The 18,466-nt window shown below is 69.7% G+C and carries 12 protein-coding genes; 10 read left to right on the top strand and 2 right to left on the bottom strand.

All coding sequences use genetic code 11. From position 1 onward, the window contains the following. Positions 1-136 precede the first annotated feature (136 nt). Entirely contained in the window at positions 137-994 is an 858-nt protein-coding gene (locus ACSHWO_RS08575; protein ID WP_438310902.1) for an alpha/beta fold hydrolase, read from the bottom strand. Positions 995-2,022: 1,028 nt separating this feature from the next. Here ACSHWO_RS08575 and acnA point away from each other — a divergent pair. The 10 genes from acnA (at position 2,023) to ACSHWO_RS08525 (ending at position 17,219) form a co-directional block, all read left to right on the top strand. After that, positions 2,023-4,740, top strand: a complete 2,718-nt coding sequence (acnA, locus tag ACSHWO_RS08570; RefSeq protein ID WP_438310900.1) for an aconitate hydratase AcnA — start codon at positions 2,023-2,025, stop codon at positions 4,738-4,740. A 305-nt stretch (positions 4,741-5,045) separates the two neighbouring features. Continuing rightward, positions 5,046-6,470, top strand: a complete 1,425-nt coding sequence (gene ngcE, locus ACSHWO_RS08565) for an N-acetylglucosamine/diacetylchitobiose ABC transporter substrate-binding protein (RefSeq protein ID WP_438310898.1) — start codon at positions 5,046-5,048, stop codon at positions 6,468-6,470. A 22-nt stretch (positions 6,471-6,492) separates the two neighbouring features. Beyond that, positions 6,493-7,437: a carbohydrate ABC transporter permease gene (locus ACSHWO_RS08560; RefSeq protein ID WP_438310896.1), complete on the top strand. Its 945-nt coding sequence runs from the start codon at positions 6,493-6,495 to the stop codon at positions 7,435-7,437. 13 nt (positions 7,438-7,450) lie between these two features. Next, positions 7,451-8,374 (top strand): carbohydrate ABC transporter permease, encoded by a 924-nt coding sequence (locus ACSHWO_RS08555; RefSeq protein ID WP_361089543.1) that lies wholly within the window; start codon positions 7,451-7,453, stop codon positions 8,372-8,374. A gap of 220 nt (positions 8,375-8,594) precedes the next feature. Next, complete coding sequence (locus ACSHWO_RS08550) at positions 8,595-9,797, top strand: ROK family transcriptional regulator (protein WP_361089545.1); 1,203 nt, start codon at positions 8,595-8,597, stop codon at positions 9,795-9,797. A gap of 118 nt (positions 9,798-9,915) precedes the next feature. After that, positions 9,916-11,037, top strand: coding sequence for a substrate-binding domain-containing protein (locus tag ACSHWO_RS08545; RefSeq protein WP_361089547.1), 1,122 nt, complete (start codon positions 9,916-9,918; stop codon positions 11,035-11,037). Between the two features lie 274 nt (positions 11,038-11,311). Further along, positions 11,312-12,100: an ATP-binding cassette domain-containing protein gene (locus tag ACSHWO_RS08540; RefSeq protein WP_361089549.1), complete on the top strand. Its 789-nt coding sequence runs from the start codon at positions 11,312-11,314 to the stop codon at positions 12,098-12,100. After that, complete coding sequence (locus ACSHWO_RS08535) at positions 12,097-13,389, top strand: sugar ABC transporter permease (protein WP_385805377.1); 1,293 nt, start codon at positions 12,097-12,099, stop codon at positions 13,387-13,389. The genes ACSHWO_RS08540 and ACSHWO_RS08535 overlap by 4 nt, the downstream gene beginning before the upstream one ends. A 252-nt stretch (positions 13,390-13,641) precedes the next feature. Further along, positions 13,642-15,558 carry a 1-deoxy-D-xylulose-5-phosphate synthase gene (dxs, locus tag ACSHWO_RS08530; RefSeq protein WP_385805376.1) on the top strand — a complete coding sequence of 639 codons (1,917 nt, stop codon included), beginning with the start codon at positions 13,642-13,644 and terminating at the stop codon, positions 15,556-15,558. A 173-nt stretch (positions 15,559-15,731) separates the two neighbouring features. Further along, the gene (locus tag ACSHWO_RS08525; protein WP_385805375.1) at positions 15,732-17,219 is read left to right on the top strand and encodes an amino acid permease; all 1,488 of its coding nucleotides are present in this window, start codon (positions 15,732-15,734) and stop codon (positions 17,217-17,219) included. Positions 17,220-17,319: 100 nt separating this feature from the next. On the opposite strand, the gene ACSHWO_RS08520 is transcribed toward ACSHWO_RS08525, so the two are convergent. After that, the gene (locus tag ACSHWO_RS08520) at positions 17,320-18,390 is read right to left on the bottom strand and encodes an LCP family protein (RefSeq protein WP_385805374.1); all 1,071 of its coding nucleotides are present in this window, start codon (positions 18,388-18,390) and stop codon (positions 17,320-17,322) included. Positions 18,391-18,466: the final 76 nt, after the last annotated feature.

Here is an 18,466-nt window from a genome sequence, read left to right as displayed (position 1 = left end):
TGGCGGGGCGCAAAAGGCGTTATGTCTCTGATGCGGGCAAAGAGTGACATACGTGGCCGTTCAAGTTGTCGACGCGGGCCGAACCGGCGCCCGTGGGGCGGGAGTTGTCGCGACCGCCGGGACGGCCCGCGCCGGCTCACCCCGCGAGGAAGTCCGCCACCGTCGAGGCGAACGCGGCGGGTTCGTCGCGCCAGGGGAAGTGGCCTGCCCCGGGCCGGACGGCGAGCCGGGCGTCCTTGAAGAGGCCGGCGTACTCCGTCATCACCGGGACCGGACCCTGGAGGTCGAGCTCCCCGGCGAGGACGAGCACCGGAGCCTCGAACCGGGAGAGTGCGGCGCGCAGCGCGGCCGGGTCGTACGCGCCGTCGCCGCCGAACGCGGCGGCCGCCTCCTGGTTCTTCCGGCCCTCGCCGTCGGCGGCGAACCGCCGGGTCGCCTCGTCCCAGCGGCCGTGGAAGAAGGGCTCGACCTCCGTCCAGTCGCCGGCGGCGGCCCGGCCCGCGACGATGCGCTCCAGCGCCGCGAAGGCGGCCGGGAACCACGGCTCGTCCCGGCGGAGCCGCGCCGCGGCCAGCCGCTGCTCGCCGTCGACCGTGATGCCGGTGGCGGCGACGCTCGGGGTGATCAGGGCCAGTCGGCCGGTGTGCTGCGGGTACCGGGTCGCGTACAGCACGGCCAGGTTGGCGCCGGCGCTGTGTGCGAGCAGGTCCATCCGCTCCAGGCCCAGGTGGCGGCGCAGCGCCTCGACGTCCTCGACCTGCCGGTCGCAGCGGTAGCCGGCGGGGTCCTCGGGCGCGGCGGAGGTGCCGGTGCCGCGGGGGTCGAGCAGGACCAGGCGGCGGTGGGCGGACAGGCCGCCGAGGTCGCCGAGGTAGGCGGAGTCCTGCATCGGCCCGCCGGGCAGGCAGACCAGGTCGGGACCGTCGTCCGGGCCGGGCCCGGAGAGGACGCGGTAGCCGAGCAGGGTGTCGTCGTACGAGCTGAAGGCGGGCATGCGGGCGACGCTCGCAGCCCGCCCGGCCCCGGGCAACCGGATTTCCCTCCGGCCCGGCTCGGCGCTGCGGTCCGCGGTCGCCAGGGCCGGAGCCGGAGCCGGAGCCGGCGGCCGCGGTACCGGTCCCGGCCGGCATAACCGCGACGGCGAGGGCGACGGTTTCGCGCGCCGTCCATGGTGCCGGAGCGGGCCTGGAGCTGCCCGTCCGTCGGGCAGGGGTGAGGGGAGGGTGCCGCCGGCGCGAACTCCGACGGTGGCGGCCGCCCCACGGCTGCGGGCCGTGGGGCCGGCTGCGGCCGCGGCGGTTCCGGCCGCCTCTACGGCCCTCGCCCCGGCCCTGGTCCTGACGGGCTGCACGGGCGCCGACGCGGCCGGCGGCGCGAAGCCTTCGTCCACGTAGACCCGGAAGGCCGCGAGCGACGACCGGGGCACCGCGGGGGTCGAGGTCCGGGCGTTGGTGCGCGCGGCCGGCCTGGACCCGGCGCAGGGGAGGACGGCCGGCGCCCCGAACGGGGTGGAGAACCCGAGCCGGGTCGACCGGACGGCCGTCCCGGACACCCCGCGCGCCGAGCGGTCGGTGCAGGCGGTGCGGGCCGAAGCGGAACGCCGCGGCTGGCACCCGGAACCCTTGGGGGAGGGGAAGGTCGTCTACGAGAAGTCCGGCTGGATGCTGATGGCGGGAGCTCTGCCGCGGCGGACGTCGTCGTCCTCCGGGACGGGGGGAGCCTGCTGGCGGTGCTCGCCGACGACTGGGGGTGAGACCGGCCGGGGGCGGGGCCGGGCGGGCCCCTGCGCGCGCCGGCGGGGGCGGTCGGGCGCGTCCGGGTGCGGCATGCGCCACGCCGTGCATGACCAGGACGCGGCGATGCACTAGAGTTATCTCGACATCGAGATATCTGCCGAAGGCGTACCGCAGCCGCCCCTGCTGGTAAGGGCTACCTAACTTAGCCTTACCTTAGCGGATTGGCCACAGGGCGTGGCGGCAGGATTGCGGTTACACGCGCGAATCATGCATGAAGGAGACTGTCGTGTCGGCGAACAGCTTCGACGCCCGCAGCACGCTGCAGGTGGGCGACGAGTCGTACGAGATCTTCCGGCTGGACAAGGTCGAGGGCTCCGCCCGCCTCCCGTACAGCCTGAAGGTGCTGCTGGAGAACCTGCTCCGCACCGAGGACGGCGCGAACATCACCGCCGACCACATCCGTGCGCTCGGCAACTGGGACTCGCAGGCCCAGCCGAGCCAGGAGATCCAGTTCACGCCGGCGCGCGTGATCATGCAGGACTTCACCGGCGTTCCCTGTGTCGTGGACCTCGCCACCATGCGCGAGGCCGTGAAGGAGCTCGGCGGCGACCCGTCCAAGATCAACCCGCTGGCCCCGGCCGAGCTGGTCATCGACCACTCCGTCATCGCCGACAAGTTCGGCACGCCGGACGCGTTCACCCAGAACGTGGAGCTGGAGTACGGCCGCAACAAGGAGCGCTACCAGTTCCTGCGCTGGGGCCAGACCGCCTTCGACGAGTTCAAGGTCGTCCCCCCGGGCACCGGCATCGTCCACCAGGTGAACATCGAGCACCTGGCCCGCACGATCATGGTCCGGGGCGGCCAGGCGTACCCCGACACCCTCGTCGGCACCGACTCGCACACCACCATGGTCAACGGCCTCGGCGTGCTCGGCTGGGGCGTCGGCGGCATCGAGGCCGAGGCCGCGATGCTCGGCCAGCCGGTCTCCATGCTGATCCCGCGCGTCGTCGGCTTCAAGCTGACCGGCGAGCTGCCGACCGGCACCACCGCCACCGACCTGGTGCTGACCATCACCGAGATGCTGCGCAAGCACGGCGTCGTCGGCAAGTTCGTCGAGTTCTACGGCGAGGGCGTCGCCGCCACCTCGCTGGCGAACCGCGCCACCATCGGCAACATGTCGCCGGAGTTCGGCTCCACCGCCGCGATCTTCCCGATCGACGACGAGACCCTGAAGTACCTCAAGCTCACCGGCCGCTCCGAGCAGCAGGTCGCGCTCGTCGAGGCGTACGCCAAGGAGCAGGGCCTCTGGCTGGACCCGAAGGCCGAGCCGGACTTCTCGGAGAAGCTGGAGCTCGACCTCTCCACGGTCGTCCCGTCCATCGCCGGCCCGAAGCGCCCGCAGGACCGCATCGTCCTGGCCAACGCCGCCGAGCAGTTCGCCCAGGACGTCCGCAACTACGTCGACGAGGTCGACGAGGCGGGCAAGGAGTCCTTCCCGGCCTCCGACGCCCCGGCGAACCACCCGGACGGCGCCCCGTCGAAGCCCACCCTGGTCACCCTGGCCGACGGCTCCTCCTTCGAGATCGACCACGGCGCCGTCACCGTCGCCGCGATCACCTCCTGCACCAACACCTCGAACCCCTACGTCATGGTCGCCGCGGCGCTCGTGGCCAAGAAGGCGGTCGAGAAGGGCCTGACCCGCAAGCCGTGGGTCAAGACCACCCTGGCCCCGGGCTCGAAGGTCGTCACCGACTACTTCGACAAGGCCGGCCTCACGCCGTACCTGGACAAGATCGGCTTCAACCTGGTCGGCTACGGCTGCACCACCTGCATCGGCAACTCCGGTCCGCTGGACGAGGAGATCTCGAAGGCGATCAACGAGCACGACCTCGCGGTCACCTCGGTCCTCTCGGGCAACCGCAACTTCGAGGGCCGCATCAACCCCGACGTCAAGATGAACTACCTGGCCTCCCCGCCGCTGGTCGTCGCGTACGCCATCGCGGGCTCCATGAAGGTGGACATCACCAGGGACGCCATCGGCACCGACACCGAGGGCAACCCGGTCTTCCTCAAGGACATCTGGCCCTCCGAGGCCGAGGTCAACGACGTCGTGGCCAACGCCATCGGCGAGGACATGTTCAACAAGTCCTACCAGGACGTCTTCGCGGGCGACGCGCAGTGGCAGGCGCTGCCGATCCCGACCGGCAACACCTTCGAGTGGGACCCGCAGTCCACCTACGTCCGCAAGCCCCCCTACTTCGAGGGCATGACCATGGAGACCACCCCGGTCTCCGACATCGCCGGCGCCCGCGTGCTGGCGAAGCTGGGCGACTCGGTCACCACCGACCACATCTCCCCGGCCGGTGCGATCAAGGCCGACACCCCGGCCGGCAAGTACCTGACCGAGCACGGCGTCGAGCGCCGCGACTTCAACTCGTACGGTTCCCGCCGCGGCAACCACGAGGTCATGATCCGCGGTACGTTCGCCAACATCCGCCTGCGCAACCAGATCGCGCCGGGCACCGAGGGCGGCTTCACCCGCGACTTCACCGTCGAGGGCGGCCCGGTCTCCTTCATCTACGACGCCTCCCAGAACTACCAGGCCGCCGGCATCCCGCTGGTCATCCTGGCGGGCAAGGAGTACGGCTCCGGCTCCTCCCGCGACTGGGCCGCGAAGGGCACCGCGCTGCTCGGCGTCAAGGCCGTCATCGCCGAGTCCTACGAGCGCATCCACCGCTCGAACCTGATCGGCATGGGCGTCCTGCCGCTGCAGTTCCCGGAGGGCTCCTCGGCCGCCTCCCTGGGCCTGACCGGCGAGGAGACCTTCTCCTTCACCGGTGTGGAGGAGCTGAACGACGGCACCACCCCGCGCACCGTGAAGGTCACCACCGACTCCGGCGTGGAGTTCGACGCGGTCGTCCGCATCGACACCCCCGGTGAGGCGGACTACTACCGCAACGGCGGCATCATGCAGTACGTGCTCCGCAACCTGATCCGCGGCTGACCACAGCGCTAGATCCGGGCTCCACCGAAGGGCCGTATCCCCGTCACGGGGGTACGGCCCTTCGGCCGTCCGGGGGCAGGGCCAGGTTTCGGCGAGGTCTCAACTCGGAAAAGCTGGCAGACATGGCTGCGCATGATCTTGCTCACATGAACGGAAGTGGACTATACCTGTGCGCGTCCGGCCCACCGCGGTCGTGCGGCGCCGGACGGGGGGAGGGGCGGGCAGCTGCGGCGACGTCCGCGCGTACCACAACCGCCTTGATCTCCGGCCTCCTTCACACTTCGGACGAAGGCGAGGACTAGAGCATGGGATCCACTGGCGAGGGCCTGGGCCGCCGCGATCTGATCAAGCGCTCGGCCGCACTCGGACTGGTCTCGGTGCCGGCGATGGGCGTGCTGTCCGCCTGCGCCTCCGGCGGCGACGCCTCGGCGAACGGCCCCGACAAGGGGCCCGTCACCAAGGAGAACCCTTTCGGCGTAGCCAAGGGCGGCAAGCTCGACGTGGTCATCTTCAAGGGCGGCTTCGGCGACGACTACGCGAAGTCATGGGAGGCCGCCTTCGACAAGAAGTGGGGCACCACCAGCTCCCACCTGGGCACCCAGGAGATCGCCGCCAAGCTCCAGCCCCGTTTCAACGGCGGCAACCCGCCGGACGTCGTGGACGACGCCGGCGCCCAGCAGATCAAGATCGACGTACTGGCCAAGGGCGGCCAGCTCACCGACCTCACCCCGCTCCTCGACGCCGCCACCCTCGACGACCCGAACCGGAGGATCCGCGACGTCCTGATCCCCGGCACCGTCGAACAGGGCACCCAGGGAGGCAAGTTCGTCGCCCTCAACTACGTCTACACGGTCTTCGGGTTCTGGTACTCCGGCAAGCTCTTCAAGGAGAAGGGCTGGAGCGAGCCGAAGACCTGGGACCAGTTCCTCGACGTCTGCACCAAGGCCCGGGACGCCGGCATCGGCGGCCTCGCCCACCAGGGGAAGTACCCGTACTACATCAACGTCGTCATCATGGACCTGATCGCCAAGAAGGGCGGTCTGGAGGCCGTGAAGGCCATCGACAACCTCGACCCGGGCGCCTTCGCGGGCAGCCCCGCCGCCCTCGCCGCCGTCGAGGCGGTCTACGAGGTCGTCGAGAAGGGCCTGCTCATGGCGGGCACCAACGGACTGACCCACACGGAGTCCCAGACCGCCTGGAACCAGTACAAGGCGGCCTTCATCCCCTCCGGCTCCTGGCTGGAGAACGAGCAGCTCAAGCAGACCCCGGACGACTTCGACATGAAGTTCCTGCCGGTGCCCGTCCTCGCCGACAGCAAGCTGCCCTTCGAGGCCATCCGGGCCGGCGCGGGGGAGCCCTTCATCGTCCCCGAGAAGGCCGCCAACAAGGCCGGCGGCCTGGAGTTCCTGCGTTCGATGCTGTCACGCGAATGGTCCACCCTCTTCGCCCAGCAGGCCAACTCCCTCACCGTCGTCAAGGACGGCGTCGACCCGGCCGTCAAGCTGCGGCCGGGCACCCAGTCGGCCGTCGCGGCCGTCAAGGCGGCCGGGTCGAACACCTTCAACTACCTGTACCCCGACTGGTACAGCGAAATGGACACCGAGATCCAGAACGCGTCCAATGAACTGATGGCCAAGCGGATCCAGCCAAAGGAGTGGATCAAGCGGGCCCAGGCTGCGGTAGACAAGGCGGCCAAGGACCCGAACGCGAAGAACAACCGCCGCAGCTGACGTCAGGGACGGACGGACACCGATGAGCCACACAGTCAGGGGACGGGGAAGGGCCGGCTTCATCACCGGCTTCCTCGTCCTGCCGCTCGCGCTGTACCTGACCTTCGTGATCTGGCCGTACCTCCAGACCTTCGGCTACTCCTTCACCAACTGGTCCGGCCAGTCGCCCACGTTCGACTTCGTCGGCTGGGACAACTACACGGCCCTGCTGGAGGACGAGGTCTTCCGCGGCGCCCTCTGGCACAACCTGCTGCTCCTGGTGTTCGTCCCGGCCCTCACCATCCTGCTGGCCCTCTTCTTCGCCTTCATGGTGAACGCGGGAGGGCGCAGCGGGGCCGGCGGGGTCCGGGGCGTGCGCGGCTCGTCCGTCTACAAGATCGTCTACTTCTTCCCGCAGGTGCTCTCCCTCGCCATCCTCGCCGTCCTCTTCGGCGCGGTGTACCGCAGCGACCAGGGCGGCCTGCTCAACGGCTTCCTGGTCGGGCTCGGCCTGGTCGACCCGGCCCACCCCGTCGAATGGCTCAACGAGCCCGACCTGGTGCTGTGGTGCCTGCTGTCCGTGGTGGTCTGGCACGGGGTCGGCTTCTACCTCGTGCTCTTCTCGGCCGCCATGCAGTCCGTGCCCAGGGACGTCTACGAGGCCGCCCTGCTCGACGGCGCGGGGCGCGCCCAGACCTTCCTCAAGGTCACCCTGCCCCTGCTGTGGGACTCCGTGCAGACCTCCGCGGTCTACCTCGGCATCGCCGCCATGGACATGTTCGTGCTGGTCTCGACGATGACTTCCGGACAGTTCGGCGGCGGTCCCGACCACCACAGCGAGGTCATGGCCACGGTGCTGATGCGCAACTTCCTGTACTTCGGCAAGAGCGGCTACGCCTGCGCCATGGGCGTCGTCATGCTGCTGCTCACCCTGATCCTCTCCGTCGTCACGCTGCGCGCGACCCGCCGCGAGCGCATCGAGTTCTGAGCGGGAGACCACGATGACCACTGTGATCAAGGCGCCCGGAGAGCGCTCGGACGAGCGGGCCGGTGGTGCCGGCGCGGGCGGCGGCTCCGGCGGCGGCTCCGAGGGCACGGCGCTGAACGTCTTCTCGCACGGGTTCCTCGCCCTGTGGGCGGTACTGATCGTCCTGCCGCTGGTCTGGCTGGCGCTCGGGTCGTTCAAGACCGACTCCGAGATCGGCGGCTCGGCCCTGAGCTGGCCCTCCAACTGGCACCTCGACGCCTTCTCCCGAGCCTGGGGCAAGGGCATCGGCGACTACTTCGCCCACACGCTGATCGTCATGGCCTTCTCGGTGCCGCTGACCATGCTGCTCGGCTCGATGGCCGCGTACGTACTGGCCCGCTACCCCTTCCCGGGCAACCGGGTCGTCTACTACTTCTTCGTCAGCGGGGCCATGTTCCCCGTCTTCCTGGCGCTCGTCCCGCTGTTCTTCATGGTCAAACGGCTCGACATGCTCAACACCTACCAGGGCCTGATCCTGGTCTACGTCGCCTACTCGATGCCGTTCACGGTCTTCTTCATGCACTCCTTCTTCCGGACCCTGCCGACGGCCGTGCACGAGGCGGCGGTGATCGACGGGGCCTCCGACACCCGGATCTTCTTCCAGGTGATGCTGCCGATGGCCAAGCCGGGCCTCATCAGCGTCGGGATCTTCAACGTGCTGGGCCAGTGGAACCAGTACATCCTGCCGTCCGTGCTGATGCAGCCGCAGACCGGATCGGACCCGGAGCGCTACCTGCTCACCCAGGGCCTGATCCAGCTCCAGTACCAGATGGGCTACGAGACGGACCTGCCGGTGCTCTTCGCCGGTGTGACCATCGCCATGATCCCGATGCTGGTGGTGTACTTGTCCTTCCAGCGCCAGATCCAGGCCGGGCTGACTTCGGCCACGCTCAAGTAGGACGCGAGGTCGCCGCCGCACGATCTAGAGCGATGTCTCTCATACTTATGACCTATAAGGGCACATTCGTGCCGTGTCCGCCTCTTGACGTGTGGATGCCCAAGAGCTCGACTTAGGGTTCACAAGTTGGAGAGACGCCGGCGTCTCGGAGACTCCAGTCCGCGACGGCCGGCCGGGGGGCGACGGCCGGCCGTCGCTTATGGGCAGGAGTGGATGAGTCGTGCAGACTCCCGGATCGCAGTCTTCGCTGCACCGTGCGAATCTCGAGCGGGTCGTGCGGGCGGTGCGGCTCGCGGGTTCGCTGACCCAGGCGGAGATCGCCCGGTCCACCGGACTGTCGGCGGCCACGGTCTCCAACATCGTCCGCGAACTCAAGGACGGTGGGACCGTCGAGGTCACGGACACCTCGTCCGGCGGCCGCAGGGCGCGCAGCGTCTCCCTCAGCGGGGACGCCGGCATCGTGATCGGCGTGGACTTCGGCCACACCCACCTGCGGGTGGCGGTGGGCAACCTGGCCCACCAGGTGCTGGCCGAGGAGACGGCCCCGATGGACGTGGACGCCTCCTGGGCGGAAGGCTTCGACCGGGCGGAAGCGCTGGTCGGAGGGCTGATCGAGGGCATCGGGGTGGGTCTGGAGAAGGTCATCGGCGTGGGGCTCGGCGTCCCCGGCCCGATCGACGTGGAGTCCGGGACCCTCGGCTCCACCGCGATCCTGCCGGGCTGGGCCGGCATCAACCCGCGCCAGGAGCTCGCCCGGCGCCTCGGCGTGCCCGTGTACGTCGACAACGACGCCAATCTCGGCGCCCTCGGCGAGCTGGTGTGGGGGAGCGGCCGCGGGGTGAAGGACCTGGCGTACATCAAGGTCGCGAGCGGTGTCGGCGCCGGCCTGGTGATAAACGGCCAGATCTACCGCGGTCCCGGCGGCACGGCCGGCGAGATCGGGCACATCACGCTCGACGAGTCGGGCCCGGTCTGCCGCTGCGGCAACCGCGGCTGCCTGGAGACCTTCGCCGCGGCCCGCTACGTGCTCCCGCTGCTCCAGGGCACGCACGGGCCGGAACTCACCATGGAGCGGGTCGTCGAACTGGCCCGGGAGGGCGACCCCGGGTGCCGCCGGGTCATCGCCGACGTGGGCCGTCACGTGGGGAGCGGCGTCGCGAACCTCTGCAACGTCCTGAACCCGAGCCGGGTGGTGCTGGGCGGTTCCCTGGCCGATGCCGGGGAGCTGGTCCTCACCCCCATACGAGAGTCCGTCGGACGGTACGCGATCCCCAGTGCGGCACGCCAACTCTCCGTCCTCACCGGCTCGTTGGGAAGCCGTGCCGAAGTGCTGGGGGCACTGGCCCTGGTGCTCAGCGAGATGGGGGATTCAACCCTTCTGTCCGATTCGCCGTCACTGAAGCTCTTGCCTTCAGTTAGATAACGGATGGCACCGTTGTCATCTCGTTAAGGATTCACTCCTTGACGGCAAACTTGCGGCCGGGGTTGACTCCATCACACCTCGGCCGCACCGTTGCGGCCCTGTCAGGGAGGTTCAGGAAATGAACACGCGTATGCGTAGAGCCGCCGTAGTCGTCGCCGCGAGCGCCATGGCCGTGTCCCTCGCTGCCTGTGGCAGCGCCAAGGAGGCCGGCGAGAAGCCGAAGGAGTCCGGCACCTCGGCCGCCGCCGCGGGCGGTGCGATCAAGGTCGGTCTGCTCCTGCCCGAGAACCAGACCGCGCGCTACGAGAAGTTCGACAAGCCGCTCATCGAGAAGAAGGTCAAGGAGCTCACCGGCGGCAAGGGCGAGGTGGTCTACGCCAACGCCAAGCAGGACGCGACCACGCAGAACTCGCAGGTCGACACGATGATCACCAACAAGGTGAACGTCCTGATCGTCGACGCGGTCGACTCCAAGGCCATCGCCGGTGCGGTCAAGAAGGCCAAGGACGCCGGTATCCCGGTCGTCGCCTACGACCGACTCGCCGAGGGCCCGATCGACGCCTACACCTCCTTCGACAACGAAGAGGTCGGCAAGGTCCAGGGCAAGGCGCTGCTGGAGGCCCTGGGCGACAAGGCCAAGGACGGCGACATCGTGATGATGAACGGGTCGGTCACCGACCCGAACGCCGCCCTCTTCAAGAAGGGTGCCCACTCCGTCCTCGACGGCAAGGTGAACGTCGGCAAGGAGTACGACACCAAGGAGTGGAAGCCGGAGAACGCCAACACCAACATGGCGGGCGCGATCTCGGCGCTCGGCAAGGACAAGATCATCGGCGTCTACTCCGCCAACGACGGCATGGCCGGCGGCATCATCACGGCCCTCAAGGCGGCCGGCATGAACCCGCTGCCCCCCGTCACCGGCCAGGACGCGGAGCTCGCGGGTGTCCAGCGCATCGTCGCCGGTGAGCAGTTCATGAGCGTCTACAAGCCGTACGCCCCCGAGGCCGAGGCCGCCGCGAAGATGGCCGTCGCGCTCGCCAAGGGCGAGAAGCTCGACGGCGTGACCACCTCCACGGTCGACAGCCCCACCGCCAAGGGCGTCCCGTCGGTCCTGGTCCCGGTCGTCTCGCTCACCAAGAACAACATCAAGGACACTGTCATCAAGGACGGTGTCTACACGGCCGACGAGATCTGCACCGACAAGTACGCGGCCGCCTGCACCTCCCTCGGTCTGAAGTAAGGCCGCAGCGGCCTCCACGCAGGCCGTACGCAGCCCTCGCCGGCCCACCCGGGCCGGCCGTGGCCCCGCACGGACCCCCGGTCCTGCGAGGCCCCAGCGTCCTGCCGGCCGGTGGCCCGCCCAGCGGCCTCCGGCCACCAGGACCCCCGCGCCTGCCCGGCGCCCCGCCCACTCATCCCCGCCACCGGCGGGACGCCGGGCAGAAACGATTCCTCATCCCACCCCGCTCCTGCACTTACTGCACGACATCCCCGCCGGTCAGGCGGCGAAGGAGATGGTTCATGTGTCCGCTGCGCCCGTGCTGGCGTTGCGAGGGGTCTCGAAGCGGTTCGGCGCCGTCCAGGCGCTCACCGACGTAGACCTCGAGATCCACGCCGGCGAGGTGGTCGCCCTCGTCGGCGACAACGGCGCCGGCAAGTCCACGCTCGTCAAGACGATCGCCGGCGTGCACCCCATCGATGACGGCGTCATCGAGTGGGAGGGCAAGCCGGTCACGATCACCAAGCCCCACGACGCCCAGAACCTGGGCATCGCGACGGTCTACCAGGACCTCGCGCTGTGCGACAACATCGACGTCGTCGGCAACCTCTTCCTGGGGCGCGAGCTCAAGCGCCGCGGCGTACTCGACGAGGTGGAGATGGAGCGCCGCGCCCGCGAGCTCCTGACCACCCTGTCCATCCGGATCCCCAGCGTCCGGATCCCCATCGCCTCGCTCTCCGGCGGCCAGCGCCAGACGGTGGCGATCGCCCGTTCGATGCTCGGCGAGCCCCAGCTCGTCATCCTCGACGAGCCGACCGCCGCCCTCGGCGTCGAGCAGACCGCACAGGTGCTCGACCTGGTCGAGCGGCTGCGCGAGCGCGGTCACGCCGTCATCCTCATCAGCCACAACATGGCCGACGTGAAGGCCGTCGCCGACCGGGTGGCAGTCCTGCGGCTGGGCCGCAACAACGGTGTCTTCAAGGTCGCCGAAACCTCGCAGGAAGAGATCATCTCCGCCATCACGGGAGCCACGGACAACGCCGTGACCCGCCGGGCGGCGCGCACCGGGGAGGCTCGCAAGTGAGCACCGAACACCACACCCATGCGGAAGAGGTGGCCCAGCTGGCCAACCCGGCCGCCCCGGCGGACGCCATTCCCGCGGTGGACCCGCGCCTGCTCGTCCGCGAGCAGGGCCTGACCGGCTACCTCAGCGAGTTCGGCCGCCGGATGAAGGCCGGTGACCTCGGCTCCCTCCCGGTCGTGGTGGGCCTGATCGTCATCTGGGGCATCTTCCAGGGGTTGAACGCGAACTTCCTCTCCCCGGAGAACCTCACCAACATCGCGATCACGATGGTCGCCACGGGCATGATGGCCGTCGGCATCATCTTCGTGCTGCTGCTCGGCGAGATCGACCTCTCGGTCGGCTCGGTCAGCGGTGTCTCGGGCGCCCTCTTCGCCGTCCTCGCGGTCACCCACGGCGTCAACGAGTGGCTGGCGATCCTGGCCGCCGTCGCGGGTGGTGCCCTGATCGGCGCGATCCACGGTTTCTTCTTCGCCAAGATCGGCGCGCCGGCCTTCGCGGTCACCCTGTCGGGCCTGCTGTTCTGGTCCGGCGCCATGCTCCAGATCCTCGGCAGCAACGGCACGATCAACATCGACCCCGACGGTGTCGTGGGCCAGCTGACCACGTACTACTTCACGGACGTGGCCGCCGCCTACGGACTTGCCGCGGTCGCCACGGTCGGGTACTTCCTGGCCGCCTTCGCCGACAACAAGCGCCGGGCCGCCGCGGGCGTCCCGTCGCGCCCCACGAGCGAGCTGCTGCTGCGCACCGGCCTGCTCGCGGTGTTCACCTTCGGCCCCGCCGCGGTGTTCAACCAGTACAAGGGCCTCCCGCTCGCGGTGGTGCTCTTCGTGCTGGTCCTGGTCGGCACGGACTTCGTCCTGCGCCGCACCACCTTCGGCCGGAACGTCTTCGCCCTCGGCGGCAGCGTCGAGGCCTCCCGCCGCGCGGGCATCAACGTCGCCGGCATCCGCATCGCGGTGTTCTCCATCGCGGGCACCTTCGCCGCCGTCGGCGGGCTCTTCTGGTGCTCCAAGATCGCGGCGGCGAACCAGAGCGCCGGCGGCGGCGACCTGCTGATGAACGTCATCGCGGCGGCCGTCATCGGCGGCACCAGCCTCTTCGGCGGCCGGGGCCGGACCTGGAACGCCCTCCTCGGTGTCATGGTCATCACCTCGATCCAGTACGGTCTGGCTCTCGAGGGAATCGCCACTCCCGTCCAGTACATGATCACCGGTGCGGTGCTGCTGGCCACCGTGGTGATCGACTCGGTCACCCGCAAGACCCAGAAGACCGCCGGTCGCGCCTGACGGCGCCCCGGCGCGGTAAGACCGGTCACAGTGCCCGGTGCCACTCCTCGTGGCACCGGGCACCTGTGCGTACATCAGTTCGTCGGCGTGTGCAGGCAAATGTGCGGATATGTACCCGAATGTGATGTATCGCATCGGGCAGATGTGCACGGGTACGACGAAGCCGTGACCCGCATGCGGCAGCCCGATGACCACGGTCGCCGACGGAACATTAGACTCGACGAACCAGCTAGCAACTGCAAGGAGGCACGGGTGCTGCTGACCCGCATCAAGGGACCGCGCGATCTGGACCGGCTCAGCCAGGAGGAGCTGGTTCAGCTCTCTGCCGAGATCAGGTCCTTCCTCGTCGACGCCGTCTCCAAGACCGGCGGGCACCTCGGCCCCAACCTCGGTGTGGTCGAGCTGACGATCGCCCTGCACCGGGTCTTCGAGTCGCCGAAGGACCGGATCCTCTTCGACACGGGCCACCAGGCCTACGTCCACAAGCTGCTCACCGGCCGCCAGGACTTCGCCGGCCTGCGCACCAAGGGCGGCCTGTCCGGCTACCCCTCGCGCGCCGAGTCCGAGCACGACGTGATCGAGAACTCCCACGCCTCCACCGTGCTGGGCTGGGCCGACGGCCTCGCCAAGGCCAACGAGGTGCTCGGCCGGGCCGACCACCACGTGGCCGCGGTCATCGGCGACGGCGCCCTGACCGGCGGCATGGCCTGGGAGGCGCTGAACAACATCGCCGCCGCCAAGGACCGCCCGCTGGTCATCGTCGTCAACGACAACGAGCGCTCCTACGGCCCCACCATCGGCGGCCTCGCCAACCACCTGGCCACCCTGCGCACCACGGACGGCTACGAGCGCTTCCTGGCCCGCGGCAAGGAGATCCTGGAGCGGACGCCCGTCGTCGGCAAGCCGCTCTTCGAGACCCTGCACGGTGCCAAGAAGGGGCTGAAGGACTTCATCGCCCCGCAGGGCATGTTCGAGGACCTGGGCCTGAAGTACATCGGCCCCATCGACGGCCACGACATCGAGGCCCTGGAGTCCGCGCTCCAGCGCGCCAAGCGCTTCAGCGGCCCCGTCATCGTCCACTGCCTCACCCAGAAGGGCCGCGGCTACACCCCGGCCCTGGAGCACGAGGCGGACCGCTTCCACGCGGTCGGCGTCATCCACCCCGACACCGGCCTGCCGGTGAAGACCGCCGCCGCCAGCTGGACCTCCGTCTTCGCCGACGAGATGGTGAAGATCGGCCACGAGCGCCCGGACGTCGTCGGCATCACCGCCGCCATGCTCCACCCGGTCGGCCTCAACAAGTTCGCCGAGGCCTTCCCGGAGCGCATCTACGACGTCGGCATCGCCGAGCAGCACGGCGCGACCTCCGCGGCGGGCCTCGCCACCGGCGGCGTCCACCCGGTCTTCGCGGTGTACGCCACCTTCCTCAACCGCGCCTTCGACCAGGTCCTGATGGACGTCGCGCTGCACAAGTGCGGCGTCACCTTCGTCCTGGACCGGGCCGGCGTCACCGGCGACGACGGCGCCTCCCACAACGGCATGTGGGACATGTCCATCCTCCAGGTCGTCCCCGGTCTGCGGCTCGCCGCGCCGCGCGACGCCGAGCAGCTGCGCGCCCAGCTGCGGGAGGCCGTCGAGGTCAAGGACGCCCCGACCGTGGTGCGCTTCTCCAAGGGCGTCGTGGGCCCGGCCGTCCCGGCCGTCGGCCGCATCGGCGGCATGGACGTGCTGCGCGCCCCGGCCCCCGAGGTCACCCGGCCGGACGTGCTGATCGTCTCGGTCGGCGCGCTCGCCCCGATGTGCCTGGAGGTCGCCGACCTCCTCGACAAGCAGGGCATCAGCAGCACCGTCGTCGACCCGCGCTGGGTCAAGCCGGTCGACGAGGCCCTGGCCCCGCTGGCCGAGCAGCACCGCGTGGTCGTCACCGTCGAGGACAACGGCCGCGCCGGCGGTGTGGGCTCCGCGGTCTCGCAGGCACTGCGCGACGCGGGCGTCGACGTACCGCTGCGCGACTTCGGCATCCCGCAGCGCTTCCTCGACCACGCCCTGCGCAAGGAGATCCTGGCCGAGATCGGCCTGACCGCCCCGAACATCGCGCGGCAGGTCACCGGCCTCGTGGCCAAGCTCGACGGACGCCTCGACAGCGAGCCGGCCGCCGCCGTCGACTAGCGGCGTCCGTCCGGCGGCCGCGGTGCGGCCCGTCCGGAAAACACCCCGCGCAGGGTGCGTAGATCGATGCGCGGTTGCACGTCACGGGCCGGGAGATCACTCTTGGAGGGTGGGCCTCCCGGCCCGTTCGTGTGCGTCGACACCTGTTCGGAGGTGTGTCGGTGAGTACGGATATGAACAGTCCCTTCCGCACCAAGACGGTGGAGCAATCCATCCGCGACACGGAGGAGCCGGAACACGCCCTCAAGAAGTCGCTGTCGGCCTGGGACCTGACCGTCTTCGGTGTCGGTGTCATCATCGGCACGGGCATCTTCGTCCTGACGGGCATCGCGGCCCGCAACAACGCCGGCCCCGCCACCTCACTGTCCTTCGTGGCGGCGGGTGTCGTCTGCGCCCTCGCGGCCCTCTGCTACGCCGAGTTCGCGTCCACCGTGCCGGTGGCGGGCTCGGCGTACACGTTCTCGTACGCCTCGATCGGAGAGCTGCCCGCCTGGATCATCGGCTGGGACCTGGTGCTGGAGTTCGCGCTGGGCACCGCCGTGGTGGCGGTCGGATGGTCCGGCTACGTGCGGCACCTGATGGACACCAACCTCGGCTGGACGATGCCCCGCGCGCTGTCCGGGCCCGATGCGGGAGGTAGCTTCGACCTGCTGGCGTTCCTGCTGGTCCTCGTGCTGACGGCGATCCTGGTCATCGGGACGAAGCTGTCGGCCCGGATCACCGCGATCGTCGTCGCCATCAAGGTGACCGTGGTCATGCTGGTCATCATCGCGGGCCTGTTCTTCATCAAGTCCGACAACTACAAGCCCTTCGTCCCGCCGGCCCAGCCGCAGCCGGAGGGCGCGAGCGGGTGGAAGGCGCCGCTGGTCCAGGTGCTGTTCGGCTACGAGCCCACCAACTTCGGCGTCATGGGCATCTTCACGGCCGCCTCCCTCGTCTTCTTCGCCTTCATCGGCTTCGACGTCGTGGCCACCGCGGCCGAGGAGACCAAGAACCCGCAGCGCGACATGCCGCGCGGCATCCTGGGCTCGCTGCTCATCTGCACGGTCCTGTACGTCGCCGTGACCCTGGTGGTCACGGGCATGCAGAAGTACACGGAGATGTCGCCGACCGCACCGCTCGCCGAGGCCTTCAAATCCGTGAACCAGCCGTTCTTCGCCGGCGCCATCAGCCTGGGGGCGTCCGTCGGCCTGATCACGGTGTGCATGATCCTGCTGCTCGGTCAGACCCGCGTGTTCTTCGCGATGAGCCGTGACGGACTGCTCCCGCGCGTCTTCTCCGTCACCCACCCGAAGTACCGCACCCCGTACCGGGCGACCATCCTGCTCGGTGTGGTCATCGCCGTCGTCGCGGGCTTCACCAGCCTGGAGAACCTCGCGGAACTGGTGAACATCGGCACCCTGTTCGCCTTCGTGGTGGTCGCACTCGGCGTCATCATCCTGCGCAGGACCCGCCCCGACCTGCACCGGGCGTTCCGCACCCCGTGGGTGCCGTTCATCCCGATCCTGTCGATCGCGGCCTCGTTCTGGCTGATGCTCAACCTGCCGACCGAGACCTGGGCCCGGTTCGCCATCTGGATGGTCATCGGCTTCATCGTGTACTTCGCGTACAGCCGCCGCAACAGCCGCCTGGGCCAGGTCGGCGCGAACGCCAAGTACTGATCCGCCCCGGCACACCGCCACGAAGCAACGCCACGGCGCCGGGCCCGTACGGGGAGCCTCCCGTACGGGCCCGGCGCCCTGGTGCGGTGGGTGCCCGGGCTCAGCCCTTGGCGGTGGCGGGTGACTTCTTCGCCTCCGCCGGGATCTTCTGGTCGGTGCGCAGGGCCTCCCACAGCTGGCCGGCCTGCGGCTGCGCGACGATGACGCGGTTGGGGTCGATCTTGTCGTAGGCCACCGGGAGCATGATGGTCTCCATGGTGTCCGGGTCCACGCCCTTCATGCTCTGCGCGAAGTCGGCGAGCGCGGTGAGGGAGGCGAGTTCGGAGTCGGTGGTGAGCGACTTGGTGCCGGCGTCCGCGAGCTTGTAGAGCCGGGCCGGGTTGCCGAGGGCGTCCTGCTTCTTGATCTCCGAGAGCATCGCCATCATGAACTGCTGCTGGAGGCCGATGCGCCCGAGGTCGCTGCCGTCGCCGTAGCCGTAGCGGGTGCGGACGAACCGGAGGGAGTCGGTGCCGTTCAGCCGGTGCGTGCCGGCGTCCAGCTTCAGGCCGCCCTTCGCGCCGGTCATCGGCTTGTCCAGGGTGACGGTCACCCCGCCGAGCGCGTCGACCAGGCCCTTGAAGCCGGCGAAGTCGACCTCGACGAAGTGGTCCACGCGGATCCCGGAGAGCTGCTCGACGGTCTTGACCACGCAGGCCGGCCCGGCCAGCGTGTAGACGGAGTTGAACATGACCCGGTCGGCGGCCGGGACGGTCTTTCCGTCACCGCCCCTGCACTCGGGCCGGGATATGAGGGTGTCGCGGGGGATGCTCACGGCGGTGGCCCGGGACCGGCCCTCCGGCAGGTGGACCAGCATCGCGGTGTCCGAGCGGGCGCCGCTGACGTCGCCGTGGTCGAGTTCGCCGTTGGCGCCGTCGCGCGAGTCCGAGCCGAGGACCAGGATGTTCTGCGCGCCGGGGACGACCTTCTTCGGGCGGTTGTCGCCGATGGCCTGGTCCAGGTCGACGCTGTCGATGTTGCCGTTGAGGTGGCTGTACGCCCACCAGCCCGCGCCGCCGGCCGCGAGGACGAGCACCGCCACCACGAGCAGCACGATCCGCAGGACGCGCCGTCCGCCGCGCCGCGGCCTGCGCCGGGTGGAGGGAGGGGTGGCCGAGGGGCGGTCGGTCATGGAGGGGGTGCCCTTCTATTATCGATGGGGTGCATCATAAGACACCCTTTCGAGTGGCTGGTTCTTTCGGGTGAAG

The organism is Streptomyces pallidus (ex Mingjun et al. 2026), assembly GCF_051550185.1.
Taxonomy (GTDB): domain Bacteria; phylum Actinomycetota; class Actinomycetes; order Streptomycetales; family Streptomycetaceae; genus Streptomyces.
This window is presented reverse-complemented; position numbering and strand designations above follow the sequence as displayed.